A 19111-nucleotide genomic window follows, 5' to 3' on the forward strand; every position below is an offset into this window, starting at 1 on the left:
TCCGACGGCCCTGGTCGGTGTCAGTGCGGTCGCGTACGGTGAAGTACGCCACCCGGCCGCCGATCTCCGAACGGCGGGCCGCCGGTTTTCGTACTGCCGATCACCACGCTCTCCGCCGTACCGACACCGCGCTACCGACACGGCGGTACCGACTACCGCCGTGACCGACCACCGCCGCAACGACTACTGACGAACAGGAGACCGAACGTGCCGGTCCTCCCTGGAGCCGAGCCGTACCGCCACGAGGGCGGTCCGGTCGGTGTGCTGCTCTGCCATGGCTTCACCGGTTCCCCGCAGTCGCTGCGCCCCTGGGCGGAGTACCTCGCGCGGCGTCGTCTGACCGTCTCCCTGCCGCTGCTGCCCGGACACGGCACGCGCTGGCAGGACATGCGGCTCACCGGCTGGCCCGACTGGTACGCCGAGGTCGACCGCGAGCTGCGCGTCCTGAGCGAGCGCTGCGCGCACGTCTTCGTGTTCGGCCTCTCCATGGGCGGGGCGCTGGCACTGCGGCTGGCCGCGAAGCACGGGGACGCGGTGCGCGGGGTCGTGGTCGTCAACCCCGCGAACAAGGTCCACGGGCTCGCCGCGCACGCCCTGCCGGTGGCCCGGTACCTCGTGCCGAGCACGAAGGGGATCGTCAGCGACATCGCGAAGGAGGGCGGCGAGGAGGTCGGGTACGACAGGATGCCGCTGCACGCGGCGCACTCCCTGCGGGCCTTCCTGCGCCGGGTGGACGCCGAGCTGCCGCAGGTCACGCAGCCGCTGCTGCTGTTGCGCAGCACGCGGGACCACGTGGTGCCGGCCGCGGACTCCGCGCGCGTGCTGAGCCGGGTGTCGTCTACGGACGTCACCGAGGTCCTGCTGGAACAGAGCTACCACGTGGCGACGTTGGACCATGACGCGGACCGGATCTTCGAAGAGAGCCACGCGTTCGTCGCCCGTCTCACGCCCGAGTCCGCGCCCGGGGAGGGGCACGACCACGAGGAAGGGACGGCCGTAGGTGGCTGAGCACGACTCCGACCACGAGCCGGAGGAGCGAGGGCTCCCCCTCGACGAGGACGCCGCGTGGGCGGCGATCGTCGCGGGCTACGGCGAGGAACCGCCGGACCCGCCCGGCACGAAACCATTCAAACCGTTCCGCCCGGTACGCCCCCTCCGCCCGGTGGAGGAGGTCCCCCTCCCGGAGCCACCGGATGCGCCGGAGGAGTCCGGCGGGGCCGGGGGGTCCGGCGAAGTTGGGGGGTCCGGCGAAGCCGGTACGTCCGGCGGGGCCGGGGGTACGGGTTCGCCCGGCGGGGCGGGTACGTCCGGCGGGGCCGGCACGTCCGGCGGAGCCGGCACGTCCGGCGGAGCCGTGGGTACGGGTTCGCCCGGTGAGGCCGACGGGGCCGGCGGAGCCGGGGAGACCGGTGCGCCGGGGGCTTCCGGCGGGGCCGGGACGTCCGGGCGAGCCGATGGCACCGGGGTGTCCGGCGGGACCGGGAGGTCCGGCGGGGCCGGAGCCGGGACGCCGTTGGGTGGGTCCGTTTCCTTCGCGCCCGGGGTGGGGCCGCGGGACTACTCGCCGCCGCCGGGTGGGTCCGACGGGGACGACGACGAGGGGCACTTCGTGCCGCCCGAGCCGCCGCCGCTGCCCGCCTCCGACACCACCGCCCGGTTCGCCTGGCTCGGCGCGGTCGGCGGCCCGATCCTGCTCCTGCTCGCCGTCCTGCTCGGCTGGGACATGACCTGGTGGCTCACCACCGCCTGCATCGGCGGTTTCCTCGGCGGCTGCGCCACCCTCGTCGTACGCATGCATCCCGGCGACGAGGACGACGACGACCCCGGCCGGGGCGCGGTGGTCTGACGAGCGCCCCCGCCGCTCAGCCCGCGGCCGGAACCTTGAGGGCGGCCAGTACCGGAAGGTGGTCACTGGCCGCCCTCAGGTCGCATCCGCGCACCCCCGGGTGACCGAGCGGAACCCCGCAGCCGAGGATCTCGACGCCCTTCGTGGCGAAGAGCGCGTCGATGCGGCGGTGCGGCTCCGTACGGGTCCAGGTCTCCTCCGCGCCCCAGGGCGCCGTCTCCCGGCAGTCCCGCAGGTCGGCGGCGAGCCGGCGGAAGGTGCGGCCGGTGGGGGGCTCGTTGAGGTCGCCGCCGGCGAGGACGTGCGGCGTGCCGAGGGCGGCGACGCGGTCGAGGAGCAGGCCGCCCTGCTCGTACCGCTCCTGCTCATGGAGCGAGAGGTGGCAGCTCACTACGCCGAGCTGGGCGCCGCCGAAGCGGACGACCGCGGTGGCGAAGCCGCGGCGGTGCTGTCCGGGGGTGAGCGGCAGCAGGACGTCCTGCGTGCGTTCGACGGTGGCGCGCAGGGAGCAGAGCAGGGCGGGGCCCGCGGCGGTGCCGCCGCCGGAGAGCATGACGAGGCCGGAGGCGGCGGCGAGGCGGGCGATCTTCTTGCGCCAGCGGAAGAAGCGGGGGGCCTCCTGGAGGAGGACGAGGTCCGGGGCGCAGGCGGTGAGGACGCGGGCGAGGGCGTCGGTGTCGTCCTTGAGGGAGCGGACGTTGTAGGTGAGGGCGCGGAGGACGGCGGAGCCGTCGGGGTCCGTGCGGGAAGAGGGCAACGGGGGTGTGGTGGGCATGGTGATCAAGATACGCCGCGGGGGGTTGCCGCCGGAGGGGTTCCTCGCCCCCGCCGCTCCTGCCCTTCCCTGCCCCCAGGGGCTCCGCCCCTTCGACCCGGAGAGCGGAGGAGCGGGGGTGGGTGGAGTGAGGCGCGGGAGAGCTCGGGTGGGCGGGTTGTGTGGCGGCTGCGGGTGAGTGGGGACTCCTCGCGCAGTTCCCCGCACCCCTTACGGGGCACGGCGACTTCTCGCGACCCCGCGGCGGAGCCGCAGATCGGACACAGCCCCGCGCCCCTTGAGAGCTGGAGGCGCCCCCGGGCTTTCAGGGGCGCGGGGAACTGCGCGACCAGCCACGAACCCACCCGCACCCGCCCACGCGCCCCACCGCCCGGGCTCTCCCGCGCCCCCGGGGGGCCAAGGGGCAGTGGCCCCTTGTCACATGATGGGGTCGGGCTCTCGAGCCAGGTCGGCCGCACCGACGAGGCCGGCCTTGTTGCCGAGCTGCGCGGCGATGACGTCCGCCACCGGCCGCCAGTTGCCGCCGACCAGCCACCGCTTGTAGGACTTGCGGATCGGGTCGAGAACGAGGTCGCCCTCGTCCGACAGCCCGCCGCCGACGATGAACGCGGACGGGTCGAACAGCGACGCCAGGTCGGCGAGACCCGCACCCGCCCAGCGGGCCAGCTCCCGGTAGGAGTCGACCGCCACCGGGCACCCCTGGCGCGCGGCGACGGAGATGTGCTTGCCCTCGATCCCGTCGGGCGTCCCGTCCCCGAGCGCGAGCAGGATGTCCGCGCGCTCCGGCGTCGCGTTCGCCCGCTGCTTCGCGTACCGCACGAGCGCCCGCCCCGACGCGTACTGCTCCCAGCAGCCCTGGCTGCCGCACCCGCACAGCAGCCCGTCCGGCACCATGCGGATGTGGCCGAACTCGGCGGCCACCCCGAAGTGCCCGCGGCGCAGCTTGTTGCCGATGATGATGCCGCCGCCGAGCCCCGTGCCGAGCGTGATGCAGATGACGTTGCGGTGGCCCTGGCCCGCACCGAACTTGTACTCGCCCCACGCCGCCGCGTTCGCGTCGTTCTCCACGACGACCGGCAGCCCGACCCGGGCCTCGACCTTCTCCTTCAGCGGCTCCTGCCGCCAGTCGATGTTCGGCGCGAAGTAGACCGTGGACCGCTGCCGGTTGACGTAACCGGCGGCACCGATGCCCACGCCGACGATCTCGTGCCCGGCCCGCGCGCCCTCCACCGAGGCGGCGATGGCGTCCACGATGGCCTCGGGTGTGGTGGGGGTCGGCACCTTGAAGGTGGAAAGGATGTTGCCTTTCTCATCGACCACGCCGGCCGCGATCTTCGTGCCGCCGATGTCGACGCCGATGGTGAGTCCCATGAATCCCTCAGTTCCGGTCGAGCCCCGCTGTGGTCAACCGTACCCGAGGGCGCTGTCAGTCCACGTCGATGTGCTCGCCGGGGCCCGGCCCCTCGTCGTCCTTGCGAGGGTCCGTGCCCTGGTCACGGGCGGTCCAGCGGCCCTCCTGGGCCTGCACGGCGCTGCGGTAGGCGGCGAGCAGTTCGGTGCCGGCGGCGGCGAGGTGGTCGAAGACGTCGGGGTTCCGTTCGATGACCGGCTCCACGACCGCCCTCGCCTGGCGCACCACCTGGTCGACCATCTGCTGGGCCGCACCGGAGGCGGCGGCGCCGAACAGCGGCGACTGGAGCCCCGTGAGCCTGTCGGCCACGGTGTCGACGAACCGGCGCAACTCCTCGGCGGCCGAACCGGACGGCGCCCCGTACTGGGCCTTGCGGCGGGCCTGCTCCTCGGCGAGGTCCTCGGCGGTGGCGGTGGCCCAGGCGTCGGCGTCGGTGGCCTGGGGCCGGTCCGGTTCCCGGTTCGCTTCCCGGTCCGCCTCCGCCGCTTCCCGAGCGGCGTCAAAGGCGGCTTCGTCGGCTTCGTCGGAGTGACGGCGCTCTTCGCTCATGGCGGGCTCCTGACTGCGTATCGTCCTTTCGACGTTACCCGAACCGCCCGGGCCACAGCGCCGGATCGGGGGCGAACCGGACGCGCAGCTCGCCCTCGCGCAGGGCCGCGCCCGCGACGGTGCAGCGGCGCAGCGCGGAGGGGAGCGGGACGATGCGCCGGAACCGGCCGGCGGTGACGACGAGTTCGTCGCCGCGCCGGACCAGGTCCAGCTCCTCCCGGGTCGCGCCGGGCAGCGGGAGGTGCCAGACGAGGAGGCCGTCGCCGTCCTCGGCCGGCCCGTCGGTGACCGGCCACTCGACCGGGGCGGGCGCCGGGCCGCCGGGGTCGGGAACGGGGAGCGGCAGCCCGGCCAGGTCGTCGGTGCCGCGCGGGTCGTGCCCGAGGTGCGGGACGGGGTGGACGGCGGCGGTGCCGTACGTCTCCCGCCACTCGTCGAGCGTCTTGCGCTGCTGCGCGGCCGGCCCGGCGAGCCAGGTGTCGGCGCCGGGGTCGGGCAGCACCCGGTTGGCGATCACGGCGTCCAGGCGCAGGGCGCGCAGGGCGAGCCCGGTGGTGGCGGTGCGGACGGCGTCGGCGCCGGCCGGGCCGGGTTCGGCGACCAGCCAGGCGGTGGTGGCCGGGTCGGCGAGGACGGCCTCGGTCGCGCCGAGGGCCGTGTCCCAGCGGGCGGCGGCCTCGTAGAGCCGCTCGGTGGGGACGGGGACGCCCGCGAGCCGGCCGAGCACCGGCCGCAGCGCGCGGGCGGCCTGCCGCTCCCGCGGCAGCAGCCGGCGCAGATAGCGGCGCAGCTGCTCGGGCAGGGCGAGCAGGGCCAGGGCCTGCGGGGCGGGCGGCAGGTCGACGACGATCAGGTCGTACGCGTCCGAGAGCGCGGCGTCGCGGAGGGCGCCGAGCAGGGCGAGCTCGGCGGCGCCGGGCAGCGGGGTCAGCTCCTCGGCGTCCAACCGGGCGGCACCGAGGAGTTCGAGCGCGGAGGCGGCACGGTTCTGGAGGGCGAGGAGATCGTCGCGGAACCGGGTGCGGGCGTCCGGACGCCAGGTGGTGAGGCCCGGGGCGTCTTCGACGGGGGTGGGGGTGGCGTGGGTGGGGATGCCGAGGGCGGCGCCGGGGGTGTCGTCGGGGTCGGCGGAGAGGAGCAGCGTGCGGCTACCGCGCCGGGCCGCGCGAAGCGCGGCGGCGGCAGCGACGGTGGTCCGACCGGAGCCGCCGGGGCCGGTGACAAGGAGGATGCGCATGGTGGGGCGCCTCAGAGCTCGGGGGGTGCGGATTGTCGGGCGTGTGCGGGTGCCTCGTGGCTGATCGCGCCCACGCGGCGGAGCCGCACATTGGCACAGCCCCGCTCCCCTCTCAGGGGCGCGGGGAACTGCGCGAAACGGGGCGAAGCCCCGTGCCGGGGTCCAAGGGGCGGAGCCCCTTGGCAAGGATGGGACGGGCAGGGGCGGCGGGGGCGGAAAACTACCGCCCCGACTCCACCCGCTTCTTCAGCCCCGCCAACGCCCGGTCGATGATGACCTTCTCCGCCTTGCGCTTGATCATCCCGAGCATCGGAATCTTGACGTCCACAGTCAACTGGTACGTCACCTCCGTCGCCCCCGCCCCCGCCGGCCTCAGCAGGTACGACCCGTCCAGCGACCGCAGCATCTGCGACTTCACCAGCGTCCAGGACACCTCGTTCCCGGACCCCCACGTGTACGCCAGCACCTGGTCGTCCTTGATCGCCCCCGCGTCCATCACGAGGCGCACCTGCTCCGCGCGCCCCTGCCCGTCCGTCGCGAGGACCTCCGCCTCCTTCACCTCGCCCGTCCAGTCCGGGTAGCGGGCGAAGTCGGCGATCACCCCCATGACGTCGGCCGGTGCCGCCTCGATCGTGATGCTCGAGCTGGTGTGTTCCGCCATCGCCGTGGCTCCTCCAGATGCGGTCCGGTCAGGGAGGGTGTGCGCAGATGCGCACGTATGTGCAGCGGAAGGCTACCGCGCAGCGGCGACCCCGTGGTCACCGCGCCTCTCCACCGCCGCATCGCAGGGGGGCCACGGCCTCACCACTCCAGCGCCCACGGCCGCCCGGTCCGCGCGAAGTGCCCCACGTTCACGCACTCCGTGCGGCCGATCCGCATCCGCCGGACCAGCGGCTGGTGGACGTGGCCGAAGAGGGCGTACCGGGGCCGGGTGCGACGGATGGCGTCGAGGAGGGCCCGGCTGCCGCGTTCGAAGCGGCGCGCGACCGTGTCGTAGACGAGTTCGGGCACCTCGGGCGGGATGTGGGTGCACAGCACGTCCACCTCCCCCAGCGCCTCGATCTTCGCCGCGTACTCCTCGTCGCCGATCTCGAACGGCGTCCGCATGGGGGTGCGCAGTCCGCCGCCGACGAACCCGAAGACCCGGCCGCCGATCTCGACGCGCTCGCCGTCGAGGACGCGGGTGCCCGGACCGGCGTACTCCGGCCACAGCGCGGGCATGTCGACGTTGCCGTAGGTGGCGTACGTGGGGGTGGGGAACGCGGCGAACAGTTCGGCGTACTGCTTCCGTACCGCCGTCTCGACGGCGGTGGTCCGGTCGACGTCGAGCGCGCGCCACAGCCGGGCGCCGAACTCGCGGGCCTCCTCGAAGCGGCGGGCGGTGCGCAGGGCGATGACCCGGTTGGCGTTCTCCACACCGAAGAGGTCGGGGAAGATGCCGCGCGAGCGGTCGGCGTAGTCCTGGAAGAGGATGAGGTCGCCCAGACAGACCAGGGCGTCCGCGCCGTCCCCCGCGCGGGCCAGGTCGCGCGCGTTGCCGTGCACGTCGCTGACCACGTGGATCCTGGTCGTCGGGCTTCTGCGGTCACCGCCGGGAGTCCGTGCCATGGTGATCAAGGGTAGGGGGCGCGGAGCCATGGTGAACAGTACGGGTCGAACCGTCGGTTACTGGCCGGTTATCGCCTGTCTGCACTACCGTGACCCCGGTGACGCCACGGCGTGTGACACACCGAACATCTCCCAGGGACCCCCTGTCCCGGAAGCCATACCGACGGGTAACGTCCGGGCAGTCCAGTCGTGCTCAGGGTTTCGGCCACCGCGTTCGCCGGGCCCCCGCGCACCCGCCCCAGCCTTGGACCGCACCGTCGCAGCACGACGTCGTGGCGTCGGCGCCCTATGAGGAGCAGCAGTCTTGCGCGAGTTCAGCCTTCCGGCTCTGTACGAGGTCCCCGCGGACGGCAATCTGACCGACATCGTCCGCAGAAACGCCGCGCAGCATCCCGACGTGGCGGTCATCGCCCGCAGGACGGACGGCGGCTGGCAGGACGTCACGGCGGCCGAGTTCCTCGCCGAGGTGCGGGCGGCGGCGAAGGGCCTGATCGCCTCGGGCGTGCAGCCGGGCGACCGGGTGGGGCTGATGTCCCGTACGCGCTACGAGTGGACGCTGCTGGACTTCGCGATCTGGAGCGCCGGCGCGATCACCGTGCCGGTGTACGAGACCAGTTCGGCGGAGCAGGTGCAGTGGATCCTCGGCGACTCGGGCGCCACCGCCTGCCTCGTGGAGAGCGACGCGCACGCGGCGGCCGTGGAGTCGGTGCGCGAGGCGCTGCCCGCGCTCAAGCACGTGTGGGGCATCGACGCCGGCGGCGTGGCGGAGCTGGGGCGGCTCGGCCGGGACGTCAGCGACGCGACGGTGGAGGAGCGCTCCTCGCTGGCCAGGGCGGACGATCCGGCCACCATCGTCTACACCAGCGGCACCACGGGCCGTCCCAAGGGCTGTGTCCTCACCCACCGTTCCTTCTTCGCCGAGTGCGGCAACGTGGTGGAACGGCTGCGTCCGCTGTTCCGCACCGGCGAGTGCTCGGTGCTGCTGTTCCTGCCCCTCGCCCACGTCTTCGGGCGACTGGTGCAGGTCGCGCCGATGATGGCGCCGATCAAGCTGGGCTGCCTCCCCGACATCAAGAACCTCACCGACGAACTGGCCTCCTTCCGGCCCACGCTCATCCTCGGCGTGCCGCGCGTCTTCGAGAAGGTCTACAACGCGGCGCGCGCCAAGGCGCAGGCCGACGGCAAGGGCAGGATCTTCGACCGGGCCGCCGACACCGCCATCGCGTACAGCCGGGCCCTGGACACCGACTCCGGCCCCTCCCTCGGGCTGCGGATCCGGCACAAGCTCTTCGACAGGCTCGTCTACGGCAAGCTGCGGGCGGTGCTCGGCGGGCGCGGCGAGTACGCCATCTCCGGCGGCGCCCCGCTCGGCGAGCGGCTCGGCCACTTCTTCCGCGGCATCGGCTTCACGGTCCTGGAGGGCTACGGCCTGACCGAGTCCTGCGCGGCGACGGCGTTCAACCCCTGGGACCGGCAGAAGATCGGCACGGTCGGACAGCCGCTGCCCGGCTCGGTCGTCCGGATAGCGGACGACGGCGAGGTGCTGCTCCACGGCGAGCATCTGTTCAAGGGGTACTGGAACAACGAGGCGGCCACCGCGGAGGCGCTGGCCGACGGCTGGTTCCACACGGGCGACGTCGGCACGCTCGACGAGGACGGCTATCTCCGGATCACCGGCCGCAAGAAGGAGATCATCGTCACCGCGGGCGGCAAGAACGTCGCCCCCGCGGTCATCGAGGACCGCATCCGCGCGCACGCGCTGGTCGCGGAGTGCATGGTGGTCGGCGACGGACGCCCGTTCGTGGGCGCGCTGGTCACGCTCGACGAGGAGTTCCTGGGCCGGTGGGCCGCGGACCACGGCAAGCCCGCCGGGTCCACGGCCGCGTCCCTGCGGGAGGACCCCGAGCTGCTCGCGGCCGTGCAGAGCGCGGTGGACGACGGGAACGCGGCGGTGTCGAAGGCGGAGTCGGTACGGAAGTTCCGTGTACTGGCGGAGCAGTTCACGGAGGAGTCGGGGCATCTGACTCCGTCGCTGAAGCTGAAGCGGGGGGTGGTCGCGAAGGACTTCGCGACCGAGATCGAGGGGATCTACGTGCGGTAGGCGGTGGGGGCGCCTTAGGGGGTGGGGGCTTTTCGCCGTGGGCGGGTGCGAGTGGGTTCTTGGTTGCTCGCGCCCACGCGGCGGAGCCGCACATCGACACAGCCCCGCGCCCCTTGGAGGGGCGCTGCCCCCGCCGGTGGCTGAAAGCGAGCCGTCTACAACAGGGCCTTCAGGCGCTCCGCCAGTAGGTCCCAGCGCCACTTCTCCTCAATCCACTGGCGGCCCCGCTCCCCCATCCGACGTCGTAGGGCCTCGTCGGACAGGAGCGCGCTGATGCGGTCCGCCGCCTCCGCGGGCTCTCCGCCGCGTACCACCCAGCCCGTCTCGCCGTCGAGTACGGCGTCGGGGGCACCCCCGGAGTCGCCGGCGACGACGGGGAGGCCCGTCGCGGAGGCCTCCAGGTAGACGATGCCGAGGCCCTCGACGTCGAGGCCGCCGCGGCGGGTGCGGCAGGGCATGGCGAAGACGTCGCCGGCGCCGTAGTGGGCGGGGAGGTCCGCCCACGGTACGGAGCCGGTGAAGCGGACGGAATCCGCGACGCCCGTCTCGCGGGCGAGGCGGCGCAGGTCGCCCTCGTAGGGGCCGCCGCCCACGATCAGCAGCACGGTGTCGGGGTGCAGGGCGAGGATGCGGGGCAGGGCGAGGATCAGCGTGTCCTGGCCCTTGCGCGGCACCAGGCGGGAGACGCAGACCACCACGGGACGGTCGCTCAGGCCGAGCCGGGCGCGGACCTCGGCGCCGCCGGAGCCGGGGTGGAAGGTCTTCTCGTCGACGCCGGGCGGCAGTTGGGTCATGCGCCCGGCGGCGGCCGGGGTGAGCGCGGGGGCGATGCGGGAGCGGGTGTAGTCGCCGAGGTACGTGACCGTGTCCACCGAGTCGCCGATCCGCCGCAACAACTGCCGGGAGACGGGGAGTTGGGCCCAGCCGGCCTCGTGGCCGTGGGTGGTGGCGACCAGCCGCTCGGCACCGGCCCGGCGCAGCGCGGGGGCCATCAGGCCGAGCGGTGCCGCCGCGCCGAACCAGACCGACGTACAGCCGTGTGCGCGCAGCAGTCCGACGGCCCGGCGGGTGGCGGCGGGCGTCGGCAGCAGCATCGTCGTGCGGTCGCGTACGACGGTGAAGGGCTGCTCGGCGTCGAACGCGGCCGTCGCGGCCACGCCCTCCCGGCTCCGCTTCCAGGTGGAGGCGTAGACGACCAGCCGCTCCGGGTCGAGCCGCAGCGCCATGTTGTGCAGGAATGCCTGGATGCCGCCGGGCCGGGGCGGGAAGTCGTTGGTCACGATCAGGGTCTTGTGCATCGCCGACGACAGTACCGAACGGGGCGTACGGGACCCGCCGCCCGGTCGTATTCACCGTGCGGCACGGCCCCGCCTCACGGCTGCCGCACAGCCACTCACGCGATCATGTCCCGGCACGGCGGCGGTGACGGACGGACGGGGCTTGCGTGGGCATGGCGGGTACGCGACGGATTCCTCTCGGGGTGCTCGCCGTCTGGGCCGGGACCCGGCTGGCGCTGCTGCTGTTCGTCTACAAGGTGTGGGTGTTCCCGGGGCCGGACGTCACGAGCGACGTGTCGGTGATCTACCGGGGCTGGTACGACGTCCTGCGCACCGGTGTGTTCCCGAGTGGGGACGTCTCCTGGCAGTACCCGCCGGCCGCCGCGCTCGCGATCCTCTCCCCCGCGCTGTTGCCGTTCCTTGACTACGCGCACGCCTTCTTCGTCCTCGCGTTCTTCGCCGATCTGGTGGTGCTGGGCCTGCTGCTGTCCGCCGGGGCGCGGGACGGGGGCGGTGCGCGCCCCGTGCGCGGGGCGTGGCTGTGGACGGTGGGGGTCGCGCTGCTGGGGCCGACGGTGTACGCGCGGTACGACGTGATGGTGACGGCGGTGGCGGTGGGCGCGCTGGTGGTGGGGGCGCGGCGGCCGCGTGTGCTGGGGGCGCTCGCGGGGTTCGGTGCGCTGGTGAAGGGGTGGCCGGTGCTGTTGCTGGTGGGGGTGGTGCGGCGGAGGGCGTGGGGCGCGGCGGTGGTGGTCGCGGGTGGGCTCGCACTGGTGTGCGCGGTGGCGGTGCCGGGGGCGTTCTCGTTCCTGGGCTACCAGAGCCGGCGGGGGACGGAGGTGGAGTCGCTGGGTGCGCTCGTCTTCCATGTGGCGCGGCTTTTCGGGCGGTGGCGGGGGGAGGTGCTGCTCAACTACGGCTCGGTGGAGTTCCTCGGGCCGTGGGTGGGGGTGGTGAGTTCGGGGGCGATGTTCCTGAGCGTGGTGGGGGTGGGGTGGTTGGTGCTGTGGCGGGTGAGTGTGCGGAGGGTCGCGGCGCACACGGTGGTCGATGCGGCGTTCGTGGCGGTGCTGGTGTTCACGGTGACGAGCCGGGTGATCAGTCCGCAGTATCTGGTGTGGCTGGTGGGGCTCGGGGCGGTGTGTCTGTGCTGCCGGGGGAGCCGGATGGCGGTTCCGGTGGGGCTGGTACTGGTGGCGTGTCCGGTGACGGTGCTGGAGTTTCCGCTGTTCTTCGCGGAGGTGGTGGCGAGTGACGGGCTGGGGGTCGCGCTGCTGGTGGTGCGGAACGGGTTGCTCGTCTGCGCGGCGGTGATCGCGGCGCGGGCGTTGTGGCGGGACACGGTGCCGGCCCACGAGGAGTTGTTCTCGCCCCCGCCGCCCCTACCCTCCCCGTCCTCCAGGGGCTCCGCCCCTTCGACCCCGTCCGGCGCCCAGTAGCTCGGGGGGGGCGGGTTGTCGGGCGGCTACGGGTGGGTCTGTGGTTGCTCGCGCAGTTCCCCGCGCCCCTGCCAGGGACGCGGGGAACTGCGCGATCTTTTGGCGGGGGTCCGGGGGCGCAGCCCCCGGGGACGGGAGGGGTAGGGGCGGCGGGGGCGAAAACTCCCTACGCCTCCTCGATCACCGCATGCAGGCGGCGGTTGTGGTCCACCCGGCGGGTGGGACCCGTCAGGCGGACCGTCGCCGTCAGGCGCGGATCCGCCGACGACGCGGACAGGCGCAGCTCCAGGTCACCGGGCTCGACGACCCGGTGCCCGTCCCGCCCCGTGAAGGACGCCACGTCCGCCGGGACGAGGGCCGTCAGCCGCCGGGACTCGCCCGGCGCCAGCGACACCCGCGCGTAGCCGATCAGCCGCTGCACCGGCTGCACCACCGACGCCACCGGATCGTGCAGATACAGCTGCACGACCTCCGTCCCCTCCCGGTCCCCGGTGTTCCGCACCGTGAACGCGAGCCGGAACTCCCCGTCGGTACCGGTCTCCTCGTCCTCCACGACCAGCTCGCTCCACTCGAAGCTCGTGTACGACAGCCCGTGGCCGAAGGCGAACGCCGGCCCGGGGTCGATCGCGGAGACCTCGCTGGCCTGGGCCAGCCTGGCGACGAGATAGGTGGTCGGCTGGACGCCCGGCCCGGCCGGCACACTGACCGGGAGCCGCCCCGAGGGGTTCGTACGGCCGCTGAGGACCCGGGCGATGGCCGCCGTGCCCTCCTCGCCGGGGAAGAAGGACTGCACGAGCGCGTCGGCCTCCGCCGCCCCCCGGCCGAGCGCGTAGGGCCGCCCCGCGAGCAGCGTCAGCACCAGCGGCGTCCCGACGTCGAGCAGCCGGTCGAGGAGGGCCTGCTGCACGCCGGGCAGGGCGAGCGACTCGGCGTCGCAGCCCTCGCCGCTGGTGCCGCGCCCGAACAGCCCGGCCCGGTCGCCGAGCGCGAGGACCACCACGTCGGCGTCGCGCGCCGCCCGCACGGCCGCGGCGAACCCGGAGGTGTCCTCGCCGTCGACGTCCGCGCCGCGCACGGTGACGATCTCCGCGTTCGGGAACTCCCGTACCAACGCCTCGCGCAGCGTGGGCAGTTCGATGCCGACGGGGGTGGCGGGGTGGTGGACGCCGACGTGCGCCGGGAAGGAGTAGCAGCCGAGCACGGCGTTCGGCTGGTCGGCCTGGGGGCCGATCAGGGCGATCCGGCGGGGCGCGGAGAGCGGCAGGACGCCGTTGTTGCCGAGCAGGATCACGGCCCGGTCGGCGAGGTCCGCGGCCAGTGCGTGGTTGCCGGGCGGGTCGAGGTCGACCGTGCCGCGCAGGGCGGAGGTGTCGTCCAGCGCGGCCCCGCGCAGGACCGGCGGCACCGGGTCCCAGTCGGCGTCGAGGAGGCCGAGCTGGCCCTTCTGGGTGAGTACCCGGCGCAGGGCGCGGTCGAGGAGTGCCTCGGGGACGCGGCCGTCGGCGACGGCCGCGCGCAGCGGCTCGCCGAACGTCTTGACGCTGGGCAGTTCGACGTCGACGCCGGCCCGCAGCGCGGTGCCCGCGGCCTCGGCCCAGTCGGCGGCCACGCCGTGCAGGGTCTTGAGGAAGGCGATGCCGAAGTAGTCGGCGACGACGGTGCCGTCGAAGCCCCAGGTGTCCCGCAGCAGTCCGGTGAGCAGATCCTCGTCGGCCGCCGAGGGGACGCCGTCGGTGTCGGTGTAGGCGTGCATGACGGAGCGGGCGCCGCCCTCGCGGATCGCCATCTCGAAGGGCGGCAGCAGCACGTCGGCGCGTTCGCGCGGGCCCATGGAGACGGGGGCGAGGTTGCGTCCGGCGCGGGAGGCGGAGTAGCCGGCGAAGTGCTTGAGGGTGGCGACGATCCCGGCGGACTCCAGGCCCTGGACGTAGGCGGTGGCGACGGTGCCGACGAGGTAGGGGTCCTCGCCAATGGTCTCCTCCACCCGGCCCCAGCGGGCGTCGCGCACCACGTCGAGGACGGGGGCGAGGCCCTGGTGGATGCCGACGGAGGCCATGTCGCGGCCGATGGCGGCGGCCATCTTCCGTACGAGGTCCGGGTCGAAGGTGGCGCCCCAGGACAACGGCACGGGATAGGCGGTGGCCCGCCAGGCTGCGAAGCCGGCGAGGCACTCCTCGTGGGCGAGGGCGGGGATGCCGAAGCGGTTGGCGGCGGTGATGCGCTGCTGGGTGCGGAGCAGGGAGAGCGCGCCGAGCGCCGGGTCGACGGGGGCGGTGCCGAAGGGGCGGGTGAGCTGCCCGAGGCCCGAGGGGAGCAGCGCGTCGAGATCGACGGCCTCCTCCATGTCGTGCTGGTGCGGGGCGACTTCACCTCCCTCGTCGGAGGCGCCGACCCAGACGCCGACGAGTTGGGCGATCTTCTCCTCGACGGTCATGGCCTCGATCAGGGCGGTGACCCGGGTGTCGAGATCCTGACCGCTGTCCTGCCAGACCGGCGGGGTGGGGGTGGTGGGAGTGGTCGAGGTGACGGGGGTTGTCTCAACAGCCACGTTGGCGGTCACTTTCCTCCGACGCCCATCAGGCCCTGGACCAGGGCGCGGCGGGCGAACAGGTAGACGAGCAGGATCGGCACCATGGACATGAACACCGCGGCGAGCGTGCCGGGGACGTTGATGCCGTGCTCGGTTTGGAAGTTGTACAGACCCAGGGTGATGACCTTGGTGGAGTCGGACTGGGTCAGGACGAGCGGGAAGAGGAAGCCGTTCCAGGCCTGGAGCGCGGAGAACACCACGATGGTGGAGATGCCGCCCTTGGAGAGCGGGAGCACCAGTTGCAGGAACATCCGGCGCGGGGAGGCGCCGTCCACGGCCATGGCCTCGAAGAGTTCGTGTCCGATGTCCCGCATGGCCCCGCTGAGGATCAGCGTGGAGATGGGCAGGCAGAACGCGGCGGTGGGCAGGATGACACCGATCAGGTTGTCGTACAGCCCGGCCTCGCTGATCAGGTAGAACATCGGCACGATCACCGCCTGGGCGGGGATGGCCAGGCCCAGCAGGAACAGCCGGAAGACACCCGAGGCGACGCGGGAGCGGCTGCGGACGACGGCGTACGCGAGCGGCGGCACCAGCAGCACCACGATGGCGACCACGGCCACGGTGACGATCAGGGTGTTGAGGAAGAACTTCCCGAAGCCCTCGTCGAAGGCGCCCGAGTAGTTCTCGAAGGTGAAGTGCTCGGGCCAGGAGAGCGGGCTGCCCTTGGCGTAGTCGCCCTTGGACTGCACGGTCGCCGACAGCATGACGTACAGCGGCAGGGCGACGATGATCAGCCAGGCGACGGAGGCCACGCCGGCCAGGTAGTTGGGGCGTCGCCTCATGACACACCCTCCATGGTGGAGCGCATCTTGTCGTAGCCGGAGAGGCGTACGACGATCAGCGAGATGATCGTGGCCGCGACGACCAGGAGCAGCGCGATGACGGCGCCGGCACCGAAGTCGAAGCTCTTGAAGGCCTTTTGGTACATGTAGTAGGCGCTGATGGTGGTGTCGGTGCCGGGTCCGCCCTGGGTCAGGATGAGGACGGTCTCGAAGGTGGTGAGGCCGCCGACGACCATGAGGATCATCGAGGTGATGATCGAGTTGCGCAGCTGGGGCAGGGTGATGTGGAAGAACTGCCGCACCCGTCCGGCGCCGTCGATCTGCGCGGCCTGGTAGAGCACCTGGGGGATGGCCCGGGCGGCGCCCTGGTAGATCAGGCTGTGCAGCGGGGTGAACTGCCAGGTGGAGACGAAGGCGAGGACCCCGATGGCGGTGGACTGCTCACCGAACAGGTTGCCGTCGCCGAACAGCCAGGTCGCCTCGGAGGGGATGCCGAAGTTCGGGTCGAGCAGCGCCCGCCACAGCACCGAGACGGCGGTGGAGGACAGCAGCAGCGGCACGAAGTAGACGGCGGAGATCACCGCGCGGTTGCGCTGCGTGCCGGCCGCCCAGACGCCGATCAGGATGCTCAGCGGGGTCTGCAGGACGACGCCGAGCACGGTGAGCAGCAGGGTCAGCCAGATGCTCTTGATCATGACCGGGTCGTCGAAGACCCGGCTCCAGTTGTCGAGGCCGACCCATTCGGGGTCGCCGATGCCGCCCCAGCTCATGAAGGACAGGACCGCGACGGCGAGCAGCGGGAGGATGGCGAAGAGGACGAAGAAGATCGTGGCGGGGACCGCCCAGGCGAAGCCCGGGCGGCCCACGTCGGCGGCCTGTCCGCCCCGTGCCCGGCCGCTGCCGCGGCCGGAGGTCTTCACGGGGGCGGCCGCATGTGTCAGCTGTGTGGTCATGGCGGACTCAGGCGGTCGGCAGGGCCTGCATGGCCTTGATGAATCCGTCGACGTCCATCGAGCCGTTGAAGAACTGCTGCACCGCCTGGTGCATCTGCTCGCTCGCGGACTGCGGGTAGGCCTGGTCCCAGGAGAGCTGGAAGGACGGGGCCTTCTTCACCAGGTCGAACTGGTAGTGGGCGTAGTCCGGGTTGGAGGCGGTGTCCAGGAACTTCTCGGTGTTGGTCGTGGTCGGCAGGTTGCCGATGGCGAGCTGCCGCTTGATGAACTTGTCGCTGTACATCAGCTTGAGGAACTTCGCGACGGCCTCGGGATGCTTGGTCTTCTTCATCACCGAGTAGTAGTTGTTGGTGTTGCCGACGACGTCGTTCGGGTCGCCCTTGCCGCCGTCGATGGTCGGGAAGGGGTGGTACCCGAGGTCCTTCTCGGCGAATTCCTTGGCGTCGGTCTGCTGCTGGGAGTAGTACCAGGAGCCCATCAGCTCGAAGCCGGCCTTGCCGCGCGCGATCAGCGCGGGCGAGCCGCCGTCGGTGTACTTCACCGAGTCGTAGTTGGTGCCGAAGGCGCCGGTGTCGACGAGCTCCTTGAGCTTGTTCAGGGCCTTCTTGCTGTCCTCGCTCGCCCAGGCGTCCTTGTCACCGGCGACGGCCTTCTTCAGCAGGTCGGGGCCGGCGATGCGGTCGTAGAGGTACTCGAACCACATCAGGGTCGGCCACTGGTCGCCACCGCCCAGCGCGATCGGGGTGACGCCCGACTTCTTCAGCTTCTTGACGGAGTCGAGCAGGTCGTCCCAGGTCTTGGGGGCCGTCGTGCCGGCGTCCTTGAGGACCTTGTCGTTGCTGAAGAGCAGCACCGGCTGGGTGCCGCGCATCGGGATGCCGTAGGCCTTGCCGTCGACCTCGGCCGCGTTGAAGACGCTCGGCAGGAACGCCGACTTCAGCTTGGGGTCGTCCTTGATGAAGTCGTCCAGCGGCATCAGCAGGCCGGCCTTGACGAACGGCTGGATGCTGCCGGCGCCCCAGTTGTAGAAGACGTCCGGGGCCTGCGGGGTGTTGATGATCGTCTGGAGCTTCTGCTGATAGGTCGCGCCGGGGATGGTGTCGAGGACCACCTTGACCTCGGAGGTCTTGTTGAACTCGGCGACGACTGCCTTCTCGACCTTGTTGGTGGCGTCCCCGTAGACCAGTACGTGGATCTTCCCGTCGCTGGAGCCCGACCCGCTGTCGCCCCCGCACGCGGAGAGTGACAGCGCCATGCCCAGGGTCACACCACCGACGAGCATGCGGGAGAACCGAGTACGTGTCCGCATCACCCACCCCTTTTCGAAAGTTTCGATGCAGCTTACGAAATTCGCTGTTGCCGGGACATTAGGCGAGTGTTTCCGCTCGGTCAACGGGGGTGTGCGGCCGCGACCGAACCGTTACCGGGGGCCGTGCCCTATGCTGCTGCCCATGAGCCTGACTGACGAGGACAGCACGACCGGCAGGGTGACCCTCGCGGAGGTCGCCGCCCAGGCCGGTGTGTCCCTTTCGACGGTTTCGAAAGTCCTCAACGGACGGTCGGACGTCTCGGCCGCCACCCGGACCCGGGTGGAGCAGTTGCTGGAGAACCACGGCTACCGGCGCCGGGCCGCGACGTCCTCGCACGCGCCGCTGATCGAGCTGGTCTTCCCGGAGCTGGAGAGCGTCTGGGCGATGGAGCTGATCCGCGGCGTGGAGAACGTGGCGAAGCAGCACAAGGCCAGCGTCGTGCTGAGCGAGAGCGGCGACCGGCACGCGCCCGGGCGCGAGTGGGTCGAGGGGGTGCTGCAGCGCCGGCCGCTGGGCGTGGTGCTGGTCTTCTCCTCGCTGCCCGACAAGGTCAAGCGCCAACTGCGCTCCCGTGCCGTGCCGTTCGTCATCATCGACCCGGCGGGCGACCCCGAGGCGGACGTGCCCTCGGTGGGCTCGGCGAACTGGGCCGGCGGCATGGCCGCGACCCGGCATCTGACCGAACTCGGCCACCGGCGCATCGCCATCATCACCGGCCCCATGGACATGATGTGCTCACTGGCCCGGCTGGACGGCTTCCGCTCCGCGATGACGATGGCGGGCCTGGAGACCGACGAACGTCTGGTCCGCTACGGCGACTTCCACGTCCAGGGCGGCTTCGAGCAGGCCATGGAGCTGCTCGCGCTTCCCGACCGGCCCACCGCGATCTTCGCGGGCAGCGACTTGCAGGCGCTGGGGGTGCTGGAGGCGGCGCGGCGGCAGGGGCTGAGCGTCCCGGAGGACCTGTCGGTCGTGGGCTACGACGACGTGCCGCTCGCCGAGTGGTCGAGTCCGCCGCTGACGACGGTGCACCAGCCGTTGCGGCAGATGGCGGAGGAGGCGGCGCGCATGCTCCTCCAGCCGGCCGAGGCGGATCGGCCGGCCCTCCGCATGGAGTTGGCGACGCGCCTGGTGGTTCGCCAGAGCAGCGCGGCGCCGAACGCCTGACGGCGGGGCGCGCCCAGGAGGGTTTTCGCCCCCGCCGCCCCTACCCTTCCCGTCCCCGGGGGC

Annotated in this window: 16 protein-coding genes; 5 read left to right on the plus strand and 11 right to left on the minus strand. The window is 72.5% G+C overall.

The features are described 5' to 3' along the window. Window positions 1-207: 207 nt before the first annotated feature. Window positions 208-1008: an alpha/beta hydrolase gene (locus OIE12_RS08750; protein ID WP_329133447.1), complete on the plus strand. Its 801-nt coding sequence runs from the start codon at window positions 208-210 to the stop codon at window positions 1006-1008. 505 nt (window positions 1009-1513) lie between these two features. Then, a complete protein-coding gene (locus OIE12_RS08755; RefSeq protein WP_329133448.1) occupies window positions 1514-1846 on the plus strand; it encodes a hypothetical protein in 333 nt (110 codons plus the stop codon). A gap of 16 nt (window positions 1847-1862) precedes the next feature. Here the strand turns inward: OIE12_RS08755 and OIE12_RS08760 are convergent, their stop codons facing one another. The 6 genes from OIE12_RS08760 to OIE12_RS08785 form a co-directional block, all read right to left on the minus strand. Continuing rightward, entirely contained in the window at window positions 1863-2621 is a 759-nt protein-coding gene (locus OIE12_RS08760; RefSeq protein WP_329133451.1) for an endonuclease/exonuclease/phosphatase family protein, read from the minus strand. Window positions 2622-3038: 417 nt separating this feature from the next. Next, the gene (locus OIE12_RS08765) at window positions 3039-3992 is read right to left on the minus strand and encodes an ROK family glucokinase (RefSeq protein WP_030382258.1); all 954 of its coding nucleotides are present in this window, start codon (window positions 3990-3992) and stop codon (window positions 3039-3041) included. A gap of 55 nt (window positions 3993-4047) precedes the next feature. Further along, on the minus strand, window positions 4048-4581 hold the full coding sequence (locus OIE12_RS08770) for a DUF5304 domain-containing protein (protein ID WP_329133453.1): 534 nt from the start codon (window positions 4579-4581) through the stop codon (window positions 4048-4050). Window positions 4582-4615: 34 nt separating this feature from the next. After that, window positions 4616-5818, minus strand: a complete 1203-nt coding sequence (locus tag OIE12_RS08775; RefSeq protein WP_329133455.1) for an ArsA family ATPase — start codon at window positions 5816-5818, stop codon at window positions 4616-4618. Between the two features lie 220 nt (window positions 5819-6038). Next, window positions 6039-6479 (minus strand): SRPBCC family protein, encoded by a 441-nt coding sequence (locus OIE12_RS08780; RefSeq protein WP_329133457.1) that lies wholly within the window; start codon window positions 6477-6479, stop codon window positions 6039-6041. A gap of 140 nt (window positions 6480-6619) precedes the next feature. Next, on the minus strand, window positions 6620-7426 hold the full coding sequence (locus tag OIE12_RS08785; RefSeq protein WP_329133459.1) for a metallophosphoesterase family protein: 807 nt from the start codon (window positions 7424-7426) through the stop codon (window positions 6620-6622). Between the two features lie 304 nt (window positions 7427-7730). Here OIE12_RS08785 and OIE12_RS08790 point away from each other — a divergent pair, with 304 nt between their 5' ends. Then, window positions 7731-9527, plus strand: a complete 1797-nt coding sequence (locus tag OIE12_RS08790) for an AMP-dependent synthetase/ligase (protein ID WP_329133461.1) — start codon at window positions 7731-7733, stop codon at window positions 9525-9527. Between the two features lie 155 nt (window positions 9528-9682). On the opposite strand, the gene OIE12_RS08795 is transcribed toward OIE12_RS08790, so the two are convergent. Further along, complete coding sequence (locus OIE12_RS08795; RefSeq protein ID WP_329133463.1) at window positions 9683-10825, minus strand: glycosyltransferase family 4 protein; 1143 nt, start codon at window positions 10823-10825, stop codon at window positions 9683-9685. A 152-nt stretch (window positions 10826-10977) separates the two neighbouring features. Between OIE12_RS08795 and OIE12_RS08800 the strand changes: the two genes are divergently transcribed. Beyond that, window positions 10978-12243 carry a glycosyltransferase family 87 protein gene (locus OIE12_RS08800; protein WP_329133465.1) on the plus strand — a complete coding sequence of 422 codons (1266 nt, stop codon included), beginning with the start codon at window positions 10978-10980 and terminating at the stop codon, window positions 12241-12243. 166 nt (window positions 12244-12409) lie between these two features. Here OIE12_RS08800 and OIE12_RS08805 read toward each other — a convergent pair whose 3' ends face one another. From OIE12_RS08805 to OIE12_RS08820, 4 genes are read right to left on the minus strand one after another with little or no spacing between them, the layout of a single operon-like run. Then, window positions 12410-14803, minus strand: a complete 2394-nt coding sequence (locus OIE12_RS08805; RefSeq protein ID WP_329133467.1) for a glycoside hydrolase family 3 N-terminal domain-containing protein — start codon at window positions 14801-14803, stop codon at window positions 12410-12412. Further along, window positions 14800-15618: a carbohydrate ABC transporter permease gene (locus tag OIE12_RS08810; protein ID WP_329133469.1), complete on the minus strand. Its 819-nt coding sequence runs from the start codon at window positions 15616-15618 to the stop codon at window positions 14800-14802. The genes OIE12_RS08805 and OIE12_RS08810 overlap by 4 nt, the downstream gene beginning before the upstream one ends. Continuing rightward, window positions 15615-16571: a carbohydrate ABC transporter permease gene (locus OIE12_RS08815; protein WP_329133471.1), complete on the minus strand. Its 957-nt coding sequence runs from the start codon at window positions 16569-16571 to the stop codon at window positions 15615-15617. The genes OIE12_RS08810 and OIE12_RS08815 overlap by 4 nt, the downstream gene beginning before the upstream one ends. Window positions 16572-16578: 7 nt before the next feature. Beyond that, window positions 16579-17880 (minus strand): ABC transporter substrate-binding protein, encoded by a 1302-nt coding sequence (locus tag OIE12_RS08820; RefSeq protein ID WP_329133473.1) that lies wholly within the window; start codon window positions 17878-17880, stop codon window positions 16579-16581. A gap of 130 nt (window positions 17881-18010) precedes the next feature. On the opposite strand from OIE12_RS08820, the gene OIE12_RS08825 reads away from it, so the two are divergent. Further along, window positions 18011-19048 (plus strand): LacI family DNA-binding transcriptional regulator, encoded by a 1038-nt coding sequence (locus OIE12_RS08825; protein ID WP_329133475.1) that lies wholly within the window; start codon window positions 18011-18013, stop codon window positions 19046-19048. Window positions 19049-19111: the final 63 nt, after the last annotated feature.

The organism is Streptomyces sp. NBC_00670, from assembly GCF_036226765.1.
Lineage (GTDB): Bacteria > Actinomycetota > Actinomycetes > Streptomycetales > Streptomycetaceae > Streptomyces.